At 40.6% G+C, this 17598-nt stretch carries 15 protein-coding genes; 13 read left to right on the forward strand and 2 right to left on the reverse strand.

Going from position 1 to position 17598, the window contains the following annotated elements; translation table 11 throughout:
• Positions 1 to 69: 69 nt before the first annotated feature.
• The 4 genes from IW510_RS16070 to IW510_RS16085 are packed head-to-tail and all read left to right on the forward strand — an operon-like array spanning position 70 to position 4599.
• Positions 70 to 1302: an HpcH/HpaI aldolase/citrate lyase family protein gene (locus IW510_RS16070; RefSeq protein ID WP_202061390.1), complete on the forward strand. Its 1233-nt coding sequence runs from the start codon at positions 70 to 72 to the stop codon at positions 1300 to 1302.
• Entirely contained in the window at positions 1299 to 2678 is a 1380-nt protein-coding gene (locus IW510_RS16075; protein WP_202061392.1) for a phosphoribosyltransferase family protein, read from the forward strand. Before IW510_RS16070 ends, IW510_RS16075 begins: the two co-directional genes overlap by 4 nt.
• Positions 2678 to 3835 carry a cysteine protease StiP family protein gene (locus IW510_RS16080; RefSeq protein WP_202061394.1) on the forward strand — a complete coding sequence of 386 codons (1158 nt, stop codon included), beginning with the start codon at positions 2678 to 2680 and terminating at the stop codon, positions 3833 to 3835. Before IW510_RS16075 ends, IW510_RS16080 begins: the two co-directional genes overlap by 1 nt.
• Positions 3832 to 4599 carry a hypothetical protein gene (locus IW510_RS16085; RefSeq protein ID WP_202061395.1) on the forward strand — a complete coding sequence of 256 codons (768 nt, stop codon included), beginning with the start codon at positions 3832 to 3834 and terminating at the stop codon, positions 4597 to 4599. The genes IW510_RS16080 and IW510_RS16085 overlap by 4 nt, the downstream gene beginning before the upstream one ends.
• Before the next feature lie 80 nt (positions 4600 to 4679).
• On the opposite strand, the gene IW510_RS16090 is transcribed toward IW510_RS16085, so the two are convergent.
• Entirely contained in the window at positions 4680 to 5435 is a 756-nt protein-coding gene (locus tag IW510_RS16090) for a YusW family protein (protein ID WP_202061396.1), read from the reverse strand.
• 319 nt (positions 5436 to 5754) lie between these two features.
• Here IW510_RS16090 and IW510_RS16095 point away from each other — a divergent pair, with 319 nt between their 5' ends.
• The 3 genes from IW510_RS16095 (at position 5755) to IW510_RS16105 (ending at position 8007) form a co-directional block, all read left to right on the forward strand.
• On the forward strand, positions 5755 to 6621 hold the full coding sequence (locus IW510_RS16095; RefSeq protein WP_202061397.1) for a helix-turn-helix transcriptional regulator: 867 nt from the start codon (positions 5755 to 5757) through the stop codon (positions 6619 to 6621).
• A gap of 26 nt (positions 6622 to 6647) precedes the next feature.
• A complete protein-coding gene (locus tag IW510_RS16100; protein WP_202061398.1) occupies positions 6648 to 7235 on the forward strand; it encodes a hypothetical protein in 588 nt (195 codons plus the stop codon).
• Positions 7236 to 7383: 148 nt separating this feature from the next.
• Positions 7384 to 8007, forward strand: coding sequence for a hypothetical protein (locus IW510_RS16105; protein WP_202061399.1), 624 nt, complete (start codon positions 7384 to 7386; stop codon positions 8005 to 8007).
• 54 nt (positions 8008 to 8061) lie between these two features.
• Here IW510_RS16105 and IW510_RS16110 read toward each other — a convergent pair whose 3' ends face one another.
• Positions 8062 to 9222, reverse strand: a complete 1161-nt coding sequence (locus IW510_RS16110) for an ROK family transcriptional regulator (RefSeq protein WP_202061400.1) — start codon at positions 9220 to 9222, stop codon at positions 8062 to 8064.
• A gap of 137 nt (positions 9223 to 9359) precedes the next feature.
• On the opposite strand from IW510_RS16110, the gene xylA reads away from it, so the two are divergent.
• The 6 genes from xylA to IW510_RS16140 all read left to right on the forward strand — a co-directional run bounded on the left by xylA (position 9360) and on the right by IW510_RS16140 (position 17570).
• Positions 9360 to 10667 carry a xylose isomerase gene (xylA, locus tag IW510_RS16115; protein WP_202061401.1) on the forward strand — a complete coding sequence of 436 codons (1308 nt, stop codon included), beginning with the start codon at positions 9360 to 9362 and terminating at the stop codon, positions 10665 to 10667.
• Between the two features lie 18 nt (positions 10668 to 10685).
• Complete coding sequence (locus IW510_RS16120; RefSeq protein WP_236674780.1) at positions 10686 to 11966, forward strand: ABC transporter substrate-binding protein; 1281 nt, start codon at positions 10686 to 10688, stop codon at positions 11964 to 11966.
• A gap of 171 nt (positions 11967 to 12137) precedes the next feature.
• Complete coding sequence (locus IW510_RS16125; RefSeq protein ID WP_202061403.1) at positions 12138 to 13001, forward strand: carbohydrate ABC transporter permease; 864 nt, start codon at positions 12138 to 12140, stop codon at positions 12999 to 13001.
• The gene (locus tag IW510_RS16130) at positions 12998 to 13822 is read left to right on the forward strand and encodes a carbohydrate ABC transporter permease (protein WP_202061404.1); all 825 of its coding nucleotides are present in this window, start codon (positions 12998 to 13000) and stop codon (positions 13820 to 13822) included. Before IW510_RS16125 ends, IW510_RS16130 begins: the two co-directional genes overlap by 4 nt.
• Positions 13823 to 13831: 9 nt before the next feature.
• Complete coding sequence (yicI, locus tag IW510_RS16135) at positions 13832 to 16117, forward strand: alpha-xylosidase (protein ID WP_202061413.1); 2286 nt, start codon at positions 13832 to 13834, stop codon at positions 16115 to 16117.
• A 16-nt stretch (positions 16118 to 16133) separates the two neighbouring features.
• Positions 16134 to 17570 carry a glycoside hydrolase family 1 protein gene (locus IW510_RS16140; protein WP_202061415.1) on the forward strand — a complete coding sequence of 479 codons (1437 nt, stop codon included), beginning with the start codon at positions 16134 to 16136 and terminating at the stop codon, positions 17568 to 17570.
• The last annotated feature ends 28 nt before the right edge of the window (positions 17571 to 17598 follow it).

Raw genomic sequence — 17598 nt, forward strand, 5'->3', positions numbered from 1 at the left:
AATGAGAAAAACACAAAATTTTTACAGTGGTCTAGTTGGTTTGAATAAAAGGAAGAAAAGAGGTTTGACATGAAACATTTTAATTTTTTGTCACAAGAAGATGAGGCAGCGATTTTTTATCAACTGCCTCAAACAATCAAAACAAGCTATGAAGGAACACATCGCTTTTCGGCAGATGAGCGATTATTGATAGGGAATGCCCTAGGCGCAGCCCTGTATATGCCGGCAACAAGGGAAAATATTGCACAGTTGGTCATCGATGCTCGCTACTCGGCGACAGCCTACATCTTATGCTTGGAAGATAGTATTGGCGATGTGACATTGGAAACAGCTGAAAAGAATCTAATCAATCAGCTGAAAGAAATCCAAAAGCATTTGGCGCACTGCTCAGAAACAGAGCGGGAGGAATTGCCGATGCTGTTTATTCGTGTCCGAAATCCTGAGCATTTGGCTTCTTTCGGTGAACAGCTTGGCGATTTGGCAAAAGTAATTTCTGGTTTTGCATTGCCTAAAGCAGATAATCAAAATATGGTCGCATATTTGACAAACGTTATTGAGCTGTCAGAAAAGAACGATACTTGGCTATGGGCAATGCCTATTTTGGAGTCAAGAGCTTTGATGATTAAGCGCACCAGAGAAGAGGAAATGACGAAGATTTATGATATTCTGACACAGCCGAAATTCGAAGAGCGAATTCTGAATATTCGTCTTGGGGCAACAGATATGTGTGGCTTGTTTGGTTTGCGAAGAACGATTGACTCAACGATTTATGATGTTTCTGTTATGAGAGATTTTATGACGGATGTCCTGAACTATTTTTCTATTGATCGCCGCTTTGTCATAAGCGGCTGTGTCTGGGAATTTTTTGGGAAGCGACCAAGAATATTGAAGCCGTTGTTGAGAGAAACGCCGTTTAAAGCAAAGCTGGGGGAAGATGGTCAGTTGATTCGAAAAGAGCTGATTACTGAAGCGAATGATGGCCTAATTAGAGAGGTTTTGTTTGATAAAGTGAACGGCATCAATGGAAAAACCTGTATCCACCCGACGCACATTGTGCCAATCAACAGCCAGCTCGTAGTGCCGAAGGAAGAGTATCAGGATGTTAAGCGGATTTTAGCCAGTGCTGATGGTCAGATTGGCGTGTTTAAAAGTGATGGCGGTAATAAGATGAACGAGGTTAAGCCTCATCTTTTATGGGCAAAACAAATTATTCGACGAGCAGAAATTTACGGTGTATTCAATGAGAAAAAAGAATTTGTTGATTTACTGATTGCAGAATATTTAAGTGAGGAACAAAAATGACACAGATACGTGAATACCCTGTTGCCAAAGGGCTGAAAGTGAAAATAACGATTGAAGAAAATCCTTTTCAGATAGAACCGGATCGTCTGTTCAAAATGGCAGCCAGAATCAATAAAAAGCGCAGTTTCCTATTTGTTAGTCCGGTATTAGGCAAGCATTTACCTGTGAATCCGTCAGTCTCATTGTTGATTGGTCGGGCACTGGCATTGATTTACAGTGGTCAAATTGATGGCTATCAAAAGGAAATCAGAGAAGTTCTGAACGAACAGGACGCACAAAAAGAGTTTAACATTGAGCAATTGAAGGATGCGGTTGTAAAGCTGGATCGCCCGATAACAGTGATTGGTTTTTGTGAGACGGCAACGGCATTAGGTCAGGCGTTCTTCGAGAGCTTTGCATCACCTGCCAGATACATCCATACGACAAGGGAAGAGCTGGCCGATAGACAGTCGATTCTTTCTTTCGAGGAAGAGCATAGCCATGCGACCGCCCATCGTGTGTATGCAGCAGATGCCGATTTTTTCAATGATGACACGGAAGTGATTTTAGTTGATGATGAAGTCACTACCGGAAAAACCAACTTGAATATCATTCGAGATATCATTCGTATGTACCCGCAGAAAAAGCAATTTACAATCGTTTCAATTCTTGATTGGCGCAATGAAGAAAATCAGCAAGCCTTTCGCAAGCTAGAACAGGAGCTAGATATCCAAATCAACGAGGTGTCTTTACTAAAGGGGACTGTAGAGGAATTTGGAAAAGTAGAGGAATTGAAAGAGGACTCTTTTATTACTGATAGAGAGCCGTCTGCTTTGATGTTGCAACAGCCGTTTAAAAAGATGCTGCCGAAGCTGGCTTGTTCTTTGCCCGCGGTGATGAAGAATGAAAAGGTTGAACGACCTGCGTATTTAACTGCTACTGGTCGATTCGGTCTGACTGAAACGCAGTATGAAGAAGAGCGATTAGCACAAATTGGCGCTCAGCTGAAAAGCTTGCGACAAGGCGGACCGACGCTTGTTCTTGGTACAGGTGAATTTATGTATGTACCGATGCGTATCGCAAGTCTGATGGGGGAGGATGTTCTTTTTCATACGACAACAAGAAGCCCAATTTTGAGTAGAAGCCAAACGGGGTATCCGATTTTTAATAAAAGAGCATTTCCAAGTCCGGAGCAATCGGGTGTGACAAACTATGTCTATGGTATTCCAAAAGAAGACGGGTATCGAGATATTTTTGTCGTGTTTGAGCGGATTGCTGATAGAGAGGGACTGCACGAGTTGAATCGTACCTTAAAAACAATTCAAGACGCAAACATTTATTTTGTCGATCTTACATCAAGAGCCGTCTATCGGTCTGTCATTGGAAGGAGTAAATAATGAAACCATTTATTAAAGGCAGTTATTCAGATGAGGATGTGATTTTTCTTCTTCAAGATATCAGCAATTATGTCGATGAGATTGCTACACCGGAAAGAGAAGTACTCATTCAAAGCGGTGTTCATTATTCAGAAATGCTGCCGGTCGAGTATCAACCAACAGAAGAGTACATTGCTTTGTTTAAAGAAACCTTGAAGGATTCTGCTGTCCGTATTGCAGCTTCCGTGGCAATCGTTGCGGAACAAATCGTAGTAGAAAAAAGCAAGAACCATCAAGATGATGTGGAAGAGACCCTAAAGGATCTGGTTTTAGTTAGCTTGGCAAGAGCGGGTACACCGATTGGAGTATTAATTAAAAGATACTTGAAGCTTGTATATCAAGTTGATGTTCCTCATTATTCCATTTCGATTATTCGAGGACGTGGAATCGATGAGGTCGCTTTAGATTATATCTACCAACAATCAGCCTCTGCCGATATTCAGTTTATTGATGGCTGGACCGGCAAAGGCGCTATCACCAAAGAATTGACGGAAGCCTGTGCGCTTTATAATGAAAAAAGAAGCTGGAAGTATCCTGTATCTCCAGTGCTTGCTGTATTGGCAGATACAGGGTATTGTACGACGCTTTATGGAACACGGGAAGACTTTTTGATTCCAAGTGCCTGCTTGAACTCAACAGTATCCGGTTTAGTCAGCCGAACGGTATTGAATGAACGTTTTATCAAGCCAGGTGAGGTTCATGGAGCAAAGTATTATAAGGAATTTGAACCGTTGGATCTTTCAAATGTATATATTGACACGATTATGTCTGCCTATGAAGAGCACAGACAGCAGATTACGCAAGAGGTCAAAGAGGCTTTAGCAGCTTGGAATCCGGATGAGGTACCGAGCTGGGCCGGTATGGCAGCTATTGAAAGAATCAAAGAAGATTTTAACTATGACAGCATTCATTTTATCAAGCCGGGTGTGGGAGAAACAACGCGGGTTTTGTTGCGTCGTGTGCCGGAGAAGCTGTTGATTAATCCGGAGAAAACCAACGACTTACGCCATATTCTGATGCTGGCAAAGGAGCTTCATGTACCAATTGAGGAGTATACCAACATGCCTTATTCCTGCTGTGGATTGATTCGTCAAAAAGTAGGAGAAAAAGAAATATGAAGACTGCTCTTTTTACAGATTTGGATGGAACGATTCTGTTTTCAAAAAGAACACTACCTGAAACGTTATCTGAAGAAGATTGCTTTAAAGCGGAATCATACGGCAACGGCGGTTATGGGCTCGTGGAAAATGACTTGCTTGTATTTTTTGAAGAATGGCAGAAGGATAATTACTTGATTCCGATAACGACTCGTTCAACAGAACAATTTGAACGGCTAAATGAGGTCTGGAAAAGGCTTCCTGTTCCGTTTGCTTTGACCAGCAATGGTGGGAACCTCTATCGTGATGGCGTATTGGATGAAGACTGGAATAAAGAAGTCAGAATCGAATTGGCGGAAGAGCTGGCACATCGTGAGGCTGTCTTGGCGATTCTCAAAGTGATTCTTCCAGAGGAAAGCGTTCGGAAAATCAAGGATATTGATGGGTTATACTATTGTGTCCTTGTTACTGAACGAGGCTGGGCACCTGAATTTATTCAGGAAGTGAACGCTGCTGTAGCTGTCTATGATTGGATTGGCTATTTTCAGCATAAAAAGCTTTATTTTCTGCCAAAGAACCTATCAAAGGAACAGGCGATGAAGCGTTTGACAGCAGAGCTTAACATTGATGGAGCTATTAAGGGAATGGGAGATACAGAGATGGACTTGGAGCTGCTGCTGCAATCTGATGCACATCTTTTCTTTGGGAAGTTAGATACACCAGTTGAAGGACTGATTCAGCAGGGGTATTCGCTAAAAGGAATTAAAAAATTACTGGGAATATAACTGAAAAAGGATGAAAGCCAGAAGGAGACTCATGGCTTTCATCCTTTTTAGTGTTCTTGTTCATCAGCGATGGAACGTGTTTATTTGTTTTTGAATTCTACTTTTGTATTATTTGAAAATTCAGCTTCAAATTCGAATTCTTTATAGTTATCCGATAGGTTTAGTTCCTTTAATACAACTTGGGTAATCTGAGCGTTATCCATCGTCTTAAAGTCAATTTTTTCAAGTAGAGCTTCAATTGTTGTTTGAGCCTTCGTACCGCTCATCTCTGTATTTGTCAGCTCATTTTCATATTCTGCTTTTACTTTTCCGTTTGATTTTACCTCATAAGAAAGTTCAATATCCCCTTTTTTGTACTCGATTGAGATATCCAATTCTTTAAGCGTTCCTTGTGTTTCAGCGGGAGTCGAAGGCTCAGGTGTTTGATTGTTGTTGTCATATCCCTGAACACCAAAAGCAGCACCTTCAGAATGTTGTTTCAAAATAATAATTTTCAGGTAAAGAGCACTATTCTTGTTCAGCTTCTTCAATATGCCTTCCGCTTTTGACTGATTGCGGGTAAAGTCCAGAGTAATCGACTTTGCTTCTTTCTCAGTGTAGCCGGCCGCTGTCCAAGTGCTGTCTGTTGTCAGTTTTTTATAAAAGGAAGAGACTGTTTTACTGGTTAATGATTCACCTGTGAATGCTTCCATTTCTTCAACTGAAAATAGTGTAACTGATTTATATTCAGAAGATTCCACAGTGATTGCCGCCTGTGCGGTTGCTGCGGGAATGATTGCTGCTGAAAGGCTCAGAGCCGTTAGTAAGACTGCTGTACCCAGTGTTAGTTTTTTCATGTTTTTGCCTCCATGTTGATTTCTGTTTGTTGAATTGTTTTTATTTGTGCTGATAAAGATAAACACAACGTGTTCTTTATGTAAATTGTACGCTATAATAGATATTCTTAACTATCCCTATTTTGACTGGATAAGGTCAAAAATTGACTTTTTGTTTATCAGTAAAATTTTAAAAAATTTCTTTTTTATAAAATAAAAACAGACATTTTTTCTGGATAGAAATGGATAAGAACTAAAATCAGGTCAAAAATCGCCCTGTTTTTACTATTGCTTATAGTAGATACTAGTTAGAAGTATATGAAGAAAGGAAGCAGAAATTATGATGAAGCTGAAGCATTTCAATCCGATACCTGAAAAGGATGTACGTGTGCCAATCCATCTCTTTACATTAAAAAAGAACCATGTTCATCAAGTGATTGCCAAGCATTGGCATGAAGGGGCAGAGCTCATCTATTGCCATAAAGGGGAGAACAACATCTGGATTGAAGGTCAAACCTACCGCATCGGCCAAGGTGATTGCCTATTTATTAATCCTTATACATTACACGAGACGATTCAAGTAGGTGACTCTGAATTATATATTTTGCAAATACCACGGTCATTTTTAGAGGAATGCAGAATTTGTTTGGACTATGAAATACATTTTAATAGTCTTTTAGACGACGACAAAGATTACAGCTTTATTCAGAAAATTTTACCCGAAATGCAGGCTGCTCAGTTATCTGAAGATGTATTTTCCTATCTGAAAATCAATGGTCTGTTTAGTGAGCTGATGTATCGCTTGCTACATGAGTTTGCGTCTCCTATCACCCATCAAGACTATGATTTTATTAAGAAGGAGCAGCATGTTCTTTTTGAAATTCTTGTCTATATTCGTGAAAACTTTAGCGGATATTTAAGCCAACAGGAAACTGCCGAGCATTTTGGCTATAACGCACAATACTTCGCCCGATTCTTTAAAGCTCAAACAGGAAGTACTTTCTTGGAGTATGTCAACAGTCTTCAAGTAGAGGCGGCTCAAAAGCTGTTATTGACCACGGACTTAAAAATCATAGATATAAGTGAGCAATGCGGTTTCAGATCAGTAAAGGCGCTCAACCGTTCCTTCTCTCGATGTTTCGGTATGACACCGGGAAAATATCGAAGGTTGGAAGCTGACGGAACAGATGAGCAGTTGAGGAACTAGGGATTGTATGGAAGGTGATATCAATAATGAAAAAATACTTATGCTTAATATTATGTTTGTTTTTATTGAATGGTTGTTCTGTCAAAAATTCTCCTACAGAAGAAAGTAAAGAGACAGGAAGTACGGAGAGTGATTTGATGAAAAATGAACAATCTATTCCACCAGTATCAGATTTTTATGAATTAGGGAGTTTACCTAAAGCGAAGAAAGAACAGTCATTGGATAATATCGTCAAAATTTATTTTGCTGAAAGAAACAATCTGGAAAATAAGAATAAAATTGCTATAGACCTTGGCAATAAAGGTCTGTACTTAGAACCAGAATTTGAAATAATTGGACATGACTCGTTGGATTATGAACTAAGCAATGAAGAAATTGAAGAGATTAAAGAAATTCTCTCTAGAAATAAAGTAGATACATGGGAAGTGGAATATACAGAAGAGTATGATAAAGAGGTTGGAGAAGCAGCTTACAATTGGTTATTGAGAGTACAATATACTAATGGAGAAATTTATAATAAACAAGGAAAAGGAAATGATAAGCAAAAAATTGAACCAGAGAACTATCAAGCTTTTGTAAATGAATTGACATCATTTGTTGAAGAGAGAAAATAATGATTTTAGATAAGTAGATGACCATAGAATTAGGCGAAGTTGTAAATTGAGATTACATTCACTTTATTCAGTTGTTTTAGTTCTATCTAGTTACCCGATAAAAGAATTCAGAGCGTACACTTGATTCAAAGTATGGGAGAGTGATATTTTGAAAAAAAATTTACTGTTAGGAATAATATTCTTAATTTTATTAGCGTTACCAATAGGGTGTTCTCACAGTAAAAAAAACGTGGAAAAAGAAGTGGAGGGTGGAGAAATGAACAAAAATAGTGATACTCTACCTGTTACAGATTTCGAGAAACTGAGAAGACATAAACTAACCATGTCTAAAAAAGAACAACCGATAGAGAATATTGCTAAAATTTATTTTTATGAAATACATAATTTGGAGTGGAAAAATCAAGTTGCTATTGATATAGGAAATAAAAGTGGGTACTCAAATCCTAAAGCTACAACTATAGGTCTAGCCCCTACGGACTTTGACCTTCAAGAGAACGATTTGAAGGTCATTAAACAAATTTTAAAAGATAGCCAAGTTGAAAGCTGGGAAGAAAGCTATATGTTCGGTGATAAAGAAATGCTTGATGAGATGGGTGGAGAAGGATACAATTGGCAACTTTGTATTCAGTACTTAGATGGAACAAGCTTTTATAAAGAGGGAAAAGGAACGGAGAAAGAAGAGATACAACCAGAAGGCTATCATGACTTTGTCGATGGTCTAACGGAGTTTCTTGCTTCTAAAAGTCTTTCTGAGTATGAGAAAATCGAATAATTACTAAAAGGAACCATTCTCAATCAGAGATGGTTCCTTTTTTTATACATAACATCATTTTTCATAAATTGAATGTAGCTTCAGTTGTCGGATATTTAAGAAATTCTGGCAGCATAGGGCAATTCCGCCATATAGCGTTGCTTCATTTCCTAAAGGACTGTTCCGCACAGAAATATTTTGGGCAAATCGGCTGGAGAGATGTTCTTGAATGAATGTCAGAAGCGCCGGAATTCTGCGATAGACCGAGCTGTTGATAATGACAACTTCTGGATCATAGAGTGTAACAATGTTATTAATGCCTACGCTTAATAGAAAGGCGTTATTTTTTAATTCTTCTTGGATTGCTGAGTCGTCTTTCAGTGATTCGATGACCGAGCTGTCCACGAAGTCTAAGCCTTTTTTCTCTGCAACGGCTTGATACAGCACCGTATTGGACGCATATTGCTCCAAGCAGCCATCATTTCCACAGGGACAAGCTTTGCCGTCCGGATAAAGAATCGAATGACCAATTTCTCCCGCTGTTCCGTGCTTTCCCTTTTGAACCGTACCGGCATCGACGATTCCCGCCCCAATCCCGCTGTGAATGCTTAAACTGACCAAGCTCTCTGAGTCTTTTGAAAAAGTGTACTCACCAAGTGCAGCAAGATTTGCCTCGTTTTCAAGGAAAATAGGGAAGTCGAATAGCTGTGACAGCTCGGTATATAAATCGATAGTATCCAAATCATAATAAGGAGTAAAAACGATTTTGTGATTATGTACGACCCCATGAATACCTACCGTCATACCGATGATTGTGCTGCAAAGCTCGGGATGCTCTTCGTGAATCGCTTCAATAGTTTCCTTTAGTAGAGGCACAGCGGTCTCGGCAGATACCGTCAACCGTTTTTTTTCTACATAAAGAACTGTCTCGCCATTTAGATAAGATAAGGTTCCTTTCAAGTAGTTAACCCCTAAATCGAAGGATAGGGTGACTGCTGCTTTGGGATTGAACTGAAGCATAATCGGTTTTCGCCCACCTTGAGTACCAGCCGTACCGATGCCTGTTTCAAAAATTAGGCCATCATCAAGAAGACCTTTGGTAATAGAAGAGACAGATGCCTTATTCAACCCGGTTAAAGAAGAAAGCTCTGCTCGGGAAATATTTTTATGGTCAATGATTCCTTTCAAGACCTGTGCTTCGTTGTGTTCACGAATTTTATATTTATTTGTAATCATATCATTTCACCTCTCTAATTATATTAAATTTTTTGAAAGCGCTTGACAACTTCTTTTTAATGCCTTAATATTCTTCTTGTAAGTTAGTTTAACTTACTAACTAACTATAATCAAGTCATTTTTAGGAGGAAACTAAAATGAGTTACTTTCCACAGGTAGAAAAAGTTCGTTATGAGGGCGCTGAAACAAAAAATATGTTTGCTTTCCGTCATTACAATCCGGAAGAGATGGTCATGGGGAAGACAATGAAGGAGCACTTACGCTTTGCGGTGGCTTATTGGCATACGATGACTCAGGATGGCTCAGATCCATTTGGAAACCCAACGAATCAACGAGATTGGGAAGCTGGAACACCAATGGAAACAGCGAAAAACAGAGTAGAAGCATTTTTTGAAATTTTAACAAAATTAGATGTTGAATATTTTTGTTTCCATGATGTGGACATTGCACCGGAAGGCGACTCATTGGAGGAATTCTTTAAGAATATCGATGAAATTACTGATTTAATTAAGGAGAAAATGGACCAGACTGGAATCAAGCTATTGTGGAATACAGCAAATATGTTTTCACATCCGCGTTTTGTGAATGGTGCAGCTTCTTCTAATAATGCAGAGGTATTCGCCTATTCTGCAGCCCAAGTCAAAAAAGGACTGGATATCAGTAAAAAGCTAGGCGGTGAAAATTATGTATTCTGGGGTGGTCGTGAGGGCTATGAATCGCTGTTGAATACAGATATGAAGTTTGAACAGGACAACATTGCCAGATTATTCAAGATGGCTGTTGCCTATGCAGAAAAAATTGGTCATAAGATTCAGTTCTTAATTGAGCCGAAACCGAAAGAGCCGACTAAACATCAGTATGATTTTGATGCAGCAACAACCATGGCATTTATTCAAAAATATGATTTGGAAAATGATTTCAAGCTGAATCTGGAAGCGAACCATGCGACATTGGCTGGTCATACATTTGAGCATGAATTGAATGTTGCCCGCTGCTACGATGCGTTAGGGTCAATCGATGCGAATCAGGGAGATATGCTTTTGGGCTGGGATACAGATGAGTTTCCAACTAATATTTATGATACAGCATTGGCAATGTACGAAATCCTTGAAAATGGCGGAATAGCGCCAGGCGGAATCAACTTCGATTCAAAGGTTCGTCGTTCTTCATTTGAAATGGAGGATTTACTGCTGGCACATATCGCCGGAATGGATACATTTGCCAGAGGATTGAAAGCGGCTGCAAAACTGAAAGAGGATCGCTTCTTTGATGCCTTGAAGGAAGAACGATACAGCTCTTATACAGAAGGAATCGGCAGTAAGATTGTTACAGATAAAGAAAATTTGGAATCTCTAACAGATTATGCACTTGAACACGATGAGATTGTTATGACGTCTAGCCACTTGGAGTATGTGAAGTCACGTTTCAACGACTACTTAGTATAAACGAAGGAGAGAATGAAAATGAAACGAGGAAGAATGCTATTTTCAACAGTTGTTTTGGCGGCAGCAGGATTGATGTTAGGTGCTTGTGGTTCGGGTGGTTCCGGCTCCAATGCGGATACTACCGTAGATGTATTTAATATTAAGGTGGAAACGAAGGATCAGTTGGAGGATTTGGCAAAGAAATATGAAGAGAGCCATGAAGGGGTCAAAATCAACGTGACAACAGTTGGTGGCGGACAGGATGCAAATGCGGCATTACAATCGAAGTTTTCTTCAGGTGACGAGCCAAGCGTTTTCCTTTTAGGTGGTTTAGCCGATGTAGACAAATGGGGCGATAGTCTGGCTGATTTGACGGATACAGAGCTTGCCTCAAAAGCACTTGAGGGTACGCTGGACGGCGCAATTTCTGATGGGAAAGTTTATGGTTTGCCGATGAACATTGAGGGCTATGGCTTCCTAATCAACAAAGAGCTATTTGAAAAAGCCGGTGTAGATGTAGATAGTATTCAATCGTACAGTGATTTTGAAAAAGCTGTGAAAACATTGGACAGCAAAAAAGATGAGCTGGACATGAAAGCAGTATTCGGCTTTAGTGCGAAGGAATTCTGGGTTGTGAGTCAGTACAGTTCACATTTCACCTCTCCGGAGTTTGATAATGATTTGCAGAAGGTCTATGATGCAACGACAATCGACTTCACTTACGGCGATCAATTCAAGGCGTATACAGATTTAATTAATAAGTACAATGTTCAGCCAATTTTATCTCTGGACTACAGTACATCTGTTGAAGAAGATTTTGCCAATGACCAAGTAGCAATCATTCATCAAGGGAACTGGATCATTCCAACCTTGAACAGCTTAGACCCTGAATTTGTTGAAAATAAATTAGGCATTCTTCCTCTTTATGTCACCTCTGAAACAGATGGTAAAATTGCCGCCGGTGCACCATGGTACTGGGGAGTCAATAAAAACAAAGATGAAGATGTGGTTGAAGCAAGTAAAGATTTCTTAGAGTGGATGTATACCGATGAGGATGCGATGAAGGTGGTTACGGATGAAATGGAATTTATTCCGGCGTACACAAACTTCTCGGCAGATAGCTTGCAAGACTCAACATCTCAAACAATCTTTGACTATGTTTCGGAAGGAAACACCGTTCCATGGGTACACAATCAGTATCCGGACGGGTATTCACAAACACAATTTTACCCTGAATTCCAAAAATATTTAAATGGGGATATCTCTTGGGATGACCTGATGAAAATTGGAAAAGAAGAGTGGGAAAAGGACAGAAAATAAGATTTAAGTGAAACATGATTTTTGATTGGACAGCAAAGAGCAGTGAAACGTTCCATGTCTGAGTGTAAGCTGCTAAACGGAAAAGAGCAGGAATCAGGATGAACAGACTGCTCTTTATCCGCTGTACCGTCAAAAAAGGGAAATGGTGATAATCGAGAGGGGGACATATCAATGAATAACCGATCAAAAAGCTTTTGGCTTTTTCTGGCACCAAGTTTACTGGGGATGATTGTTGTACTATTTATTCCATTACTTACAGGTGCGTATTACTCACTGACAGACTGGAATGGTATTAAGGTTGATCAGTTTTTAGGTTTGGAAAATTATCTTCGGGCGTTTCAAGATGAACGCTTTTTAAACAGTATTTGGTTCACGACAAAATTCTCTGTGGTAGCTATCATTCTTGTTAATATTATTGGGTTGGGGCTGGCGCTCCTAGTCACTCAGAAAGCAGACAAGTTGAACAATGTTTTTCGAACAGTCTTTTTCATGCCGAACCTGATTGGCGGAATCATTCTGGGGTTCATTTGGCAGTTTATCTTCATCAAAGCCTTTGCGGCGATTGGTGATGCAACGGGCATTGAGTTTTTCAAGGGCTGGCTTTCAACAACAGGTACAGGGTTTTGGGGACTGATTATTCTTTTTGTCTGGCAGATGAGCGGATATATCATGATTATTTATATCTCCTTTATCAATAACATTCCGGATGAAATGATTGAGGCTGCTGAAATCGATGGAGCAACTGCATGGCAAACCTTCTGGAAAATCAAGTTTCCAATGCTGGCGCCGGCATTTACGGTCAGCCTATTCTTAACCCTATCCAATGCATTTAAAATCTATGATCAGAATTTGGCGTTGACAGCGGGCGGTCCGTTTGACTCTACGCAAATGGTCGCGATGAATATTGTTAACGAAGCGTTTGCAGTTCGTAATATGGGGTATGCACAGGCGAAGGCAGTAATTTTCCTTGTGATTATCGCCGTTATTTCAGTTGTTCAGATCAGCATTACCAGAAAACGGGAGGTCGACCTATGAACAAGCAGAAGAAAAGAAAAGCGCTGGGAATCAAAATCGTCGGACTTTTATTGGTATTGGTCTGGTTGTATCCGTTTTATTTGATTGTCATCAACTCATTCAAAACGAAATCAGAGATTTTTAAGAACACGTTGAACGTTCCTGAACAATTTACCTTAGAGAATTATCCAGTCGCTTTTGAGAAGCTGGACTTTTTCAAGAGTGCCATGAACTCCGTACTTATCACAGCGGTATCATTGTTTGTTATCGTGATTTGTACCTCCATGGCAGCATATGCTCTTTCAAGAAATAAGAGCAAGCTTAGTGATCGGTTGTACTTTGTCATTGCGATTGGTTTGTTGATTCCGTTTCAGGCAATCATGATTCCACTAGTTTCTTCCTTCGGTAAGGCAAATATGCTGAATCGACCGGGCTTAGTTATTATGTATCTGGGACTGGCAAGCAGTATGGCCATCTTTTTATACTTTGGTGCACTGCGGGGAATTCCCCAGTCCTTGGATGAGGCAGCGACTATTGACGGCGCCTCAAGATTCCAAATCTACTGGCACATTATCCTGCCGTTGCTGAAGCCGACAACTGTGACAGTCATTGTACTGAATTCGATTTGGTTCTGGAATGACTATTTACTGCCATCTCTGGTTATTAATAAAGAGGGCATGTACACCATTCCACTGAAAATGTTCTACTTCTTCGGACAGTACTCTAAACAGTGGCATCTGGCATTGGCAGCATTGTTTATTGCGATTATTCCAATCATTATTCTTTATGTGTTCTTGCAGAAATATATCATCAAAGGCATTTCAGACGGTGCCGTAAAATAGGAGGTCAACATGAGATTTACAGATGGATATTGGATGACAAAAGAAGGCTACACGATTCAATCACCTAAAGAAGTATTTGCCAGTCAGGAAAACAAGGACAGTGTCGTGCTCTACGCGCCGTACAAAGCTGTCCAACAGCGTGGGGATACGCTGAATATGGGAATGAATACAATCACTCTGACAAGCCCGCAGGAGGATATGATTTCTGTAAAAATCGTTCATCACGAAAAGAACAATCCTGGTCCGAGCTTTCAACTGGAAATGAGTGACAGCACACCAATTATCAAAAAAACTGCTGAAAAAGTTTCACTCCAATCAGGCGCATTGCGGGCGGAAGCCGTTCTTGATGATAAATTTCAGTTGCGCTTTCTTGGCGACGACAAGCTATTAACAGAATCGAAATTCGGTGCTCAGGGAGAAATCACTCATACCAGCGGCGCTCATTATATGAGAGAACAGCTTTCTTTAGGTATCGACGAGTTGATTTACGGCTTGGGTGAACGCTTTACACCGTTCATTAAAAATGGTCAAACGGTGGATATCTGGAATGAAGATGGCGGGACTGGCAGTGAGCAGGCGTATAAGAATATTCCGTTTTATATGAGTAGCAACGGTTATGGCATTTTTGTCAACCATCCTGAGCGTGTTTCATTTGAAATCGCTTCTGAAAATGTATCGAGAGTACAGTTCAGCGTTGAAGGGGAAGCGTTGGAATACATCATTATTTATGGGCCAACACCGAAAGAAATTTTGGAGAAATACACGAATTTAACAGGTAAACCATCGTTGCCGCCGGCTTGGTCATTTGGTCTATGGTTATCTACTTCCTTTACAACGGATTACAGTGAAAAAACAGTGATGAGCTTTATCGACGGTATGCTGGAGCGTGATATTCCACTAGAGGTTTTCCACTTTGACTGTTTCTGGATGAAGGCTTTTGAATGGTGCAGTTTTAAATGGGATGATGACTTATTCCCTGATCCGAAAGGCATGATTCAGCGTATCCACGATAAAGGGATTAAGGTCTGTGTTTGGATTAATCCGTATATTGGGCAAAAATCGCCATTGTTTGAGGAAGCGAAAGAGAAGGGGTACTTCTTGAAGCAGGCCGATGGTAATGTTTGGCAATGGGACATGTGGCAAGCCGGACAAGGCATTGTCGACTTTACGAACCCGGAAGCAGTGAAATGGTATCAAGGCCATCTCTCTGATCTTTTAGATATGGGAGTAGACAGCTTCAAAACAGACTTTGGTGAACGGATTCCAACTGATGCGGTGTATTTTGATGGTTCTGATCCTCAAAAGGCGCATAATTATTACAGTTATTTATACAATGAAGCAGTCTTTTCACTATTAGAAGAAAAGAAAGGGAAAAATGAAGCTGTTTTGTTTGCTCGTTCCGGAACAGTTGGTTCGCAAAAATTCCCTGTTCATTGGGGCGGTGACAATCTTTCTGAATATGTATCGATGACCGAAACACTGCGTGGCGGATTGTCCTTCCTACTCTCCGGTTTTGGCTTCTGGAGCCATGATATTGGTGGATTTGAAGAGAATGCTTCTGCTGATATTTATAAGCGTTGGACGCAGTTTGGGTTGCTTTCTACGCACAGTCGCTATCACGGGAATATCCAGTATCGAGTACCTTGGTTGTACGATGAAGAAGCAGTCGATGTGACTCGAACATTTACGCAATTGAAGCTGCGGTTGATGCCATACCTTTATCAACAGGCAGTCTATACTGCGAAGAGTGGTGTGCCGATGATGCGTCCGCTATTTATGGAATATACGCAGGATCGAAATGCTTACTATGTAGATAAGCAATACTTCCTTGGGGATTCATTAATGGTTGCACCTGTCTTTACAGAAACCGGTGAGGTTGATTATTACCTGCCGGAGGGGCGTTGGACACAGCTGTTGACGGATGAATACCGTCAAGTATCGGAAAATGGACAGTGGTTAAATGAAACTCATGACTATTTACATTTGCCTGTCTGGGTAAAAGAGAATACAATTTTAGTGACAGGTCATAATACACAGCTGAGTGTCGTCTACGATTATGCTGATTCAGCGGCGATTCATTGCTACCAATTATCTGAAGGGACACACCATCAGGAAATCGTAAGCAGCAGTGGTGATATCGTAGGTAGCTTCAGTGTAGAACGCCAAGGCAGCAAGCTGCAAGTACATGCGAAGGGCTTAACTGGTAAGACAATGCTTTATTTCCATGAGGGCGAGCAAGTACAGGAAGCAGAACTGACAGCGGAAAAAATGACCATTGACCTGATCTCAAAATAAATTGGAGGACAAGCAAGTGGAGCATAAACAACTGGATCAATTTCCAAAAGATTTTTTATGGGGCTCAGCATCAGCAGCGTATCAAGTAGAGGGCGGCTGGAATGAGGATGGCAAAGGGGTATCAGTCTGGGACGAATTTGTTCGAATTCCGGGGAAAACCTTTAAGGGAACCAACGGTGATACAGCGGTCGATCACTACCATCGCTATAAAGAAGATGTGGCTTTGATGAAGGAGCAGGGCTTGAAAGCCTATCGCTTCTCCGTTGCTTGGACACGGATTTTTCCAAATGGACGTGGGGAAGTCAATCAGGATGGGTTGCAATTTTATATCGATTTAGTAGACGAGTTGTTAAGAAATGAGATTGAACCTGTTCTAACACTTTACCATTGGGATTTGCCACAGGCATTACAGGACGAATATCAAGGCTGGGAATCCAGAAAAATTGTGGATGATTTTACCAATTATGCGGCGGTGCTATTTGAAGCCTTTAAGGGAAAGGTCAAGTATTGGGTCAGCTTAAACGAGCAAAATATTTTTGTTACTCATGGCTATCTGATGGCAAGCCATCCACCGGCAGTGCAGGACCCAAAAAGAATGTATCAAGCCAATCATTATGCAAATTTGGCGAATGCAGCGGTTATTAAGAAGTTTCATGAAATGAATATTCCGGGGATGATTGGTCCCAGCTTTGCTTACGGACCAAACTATTCCTTTAATAGTGATCCGAAAAATGTTCTGGCTGCAGAAGATGCAGAGGATTTGAATGCTCATCTTTGGCTGGACGTGTATGTCTTTGGTGAATATCCAATCGCAGCGCTTAAATATCTGAACGAACAAGGGCTGGCGCCGGAGATTGAAGCGGGCGACATCGAGCTGTTAAAAGCTGGTAAGCCTGATTTTATCGGTATTAACTATTATCAAACGAATACAGTAGCCTTTAACCCACTGGACGGTGTCGGCTTAGGAAAAATGAATACAACGGGAGAAAAAGGTTCGACAGAGGAATCTGGCACACCGGGTGTCTTCAAGCGTGTAGAAAATCCATTTGTTGAGCGGACAAATTGGGATTGGGAAATCGATCCGGAAGGGTTGCGTGTTGGCTTGAGACGTTTGACCAGCCGTTACCGTATGCCGATTCTTATTACTGAAAATGGGTTAGGCGAATACGATCAGCTGACGGAAGAAAAAGAAATCCATGATACGTATCGGATTGATTACTTGAAACAGCATATCCATGCAATTCAGGAAGCAATTACAGATGGCGTGACCGTCTTAGGGTATTGTACATGGTCCTATACAGACTTGCTTAGCTGGTTGAATGGCTACCAAAAGCGTTATGGGTTTGTTTATGTGGATCAGGACGAGACACAAAACGGTTCTCTGGCACGCTACAAGAAAGACAGCTTCTATTGGTATCAGGAAGTCATCCGCACAAACGGAGAAAAACGATAAGAGTTGAAAAATGTGTGTGGTAACAAAC

Origin of the sequence: Enterococcus sp. BWR-S5, assembly GCF_016745255.1 — a bacterium.
Classification (GTDB): domain Bacteria; phylum Bacillota; class Bacilli; order Lactobacillales; family Enterococcaceae; genus Enterococcus_L.

Coding starts and splice junctions, on each gene's coding strand:
- IW510_RS16100 (WP_202061398.1), top strand. CDS start 6,648: ATGAAAAAATACTTATGCTTAATATTATGTTTGTTTTTATTGAATGGT.
- IW510_RS16095 (WP_202061397.1), top strand. CDS start 5,755: ATGATGAAGCTGAAGCATTTCAATCCGATACCTGAAAAGGATGTACGT.
- IW510_RS16120 (WP_236674780.1), top strand. CDS start 10,686: ATGAAACGAGGAAGAATGCTATTTTCAACAGTTGTTTTGGCGGCAGCA.
- IW510_RS16085 (WP_202061395.1), top strand. CDS start 3,832: ATGAAGACTGCTCTTTTTACAGATTTGGATGGAACGATTCTGTTTTCA.
- IW510_RS16080 (WP_202061394.1), top strand. CDS start 2,678: ATGAAACCATTTATTAAAGGCAGTTATTCAGATGAGGATGTGATTTTT.
- xylA (WP_202061401.1), top strand. CDS start 9,360: ATGAGTTACTTTCCACAGGTAGAAAAAGTTCGTTATGAGGGCGCTGAA.
- yicI (WP_202061413.1), top strand. CDS start 13,832: ATGAGATTTACAGATGGATATTGGATGACAAAAGAAGGCTACACGATT.
- IW510_RS16110 (WP_202061400.1), bottom strand. CDS start 9,222: ATGATTACAAATAAATATAAAATTCGTGAACACAACGAAGCACAGGTC.
- IW510_RS16075 (WP_202061392.1), top strand. CDS start 1,299: ATGACACAGATACGTGAATACCCTGTTGCCAAAGGGCTGAAAGTGAAA.
- IW510_RS16125 (WP_202061403.1), top strand. CDS start 12,138: ATGAATAACCGATCAAAAAGCTTTTGGCTTTTTCTGGCACCAAGTTTA.
- IW510_RS16070 (WP_202061390.1), top strand. CDS start 70: ATGAAACATTTTAATTTTTTGTCACAAGAAGATGAGGCAGCGATTTTT.
- IW510_RS16090 (WP_202061396.1), bottom strand. CDS start 5,435: ATGAAAAAACTAACACTGGGTACAGCAGTCTTACTAACGGCTCTGAGC.
- IW510_RS16130 (WP_202061404.1), top strand. CDS start 12,998: ATGAACAAGCAGAAGAAAAGAAAAGCGCTGGGAATCAAAATCGTCGGA.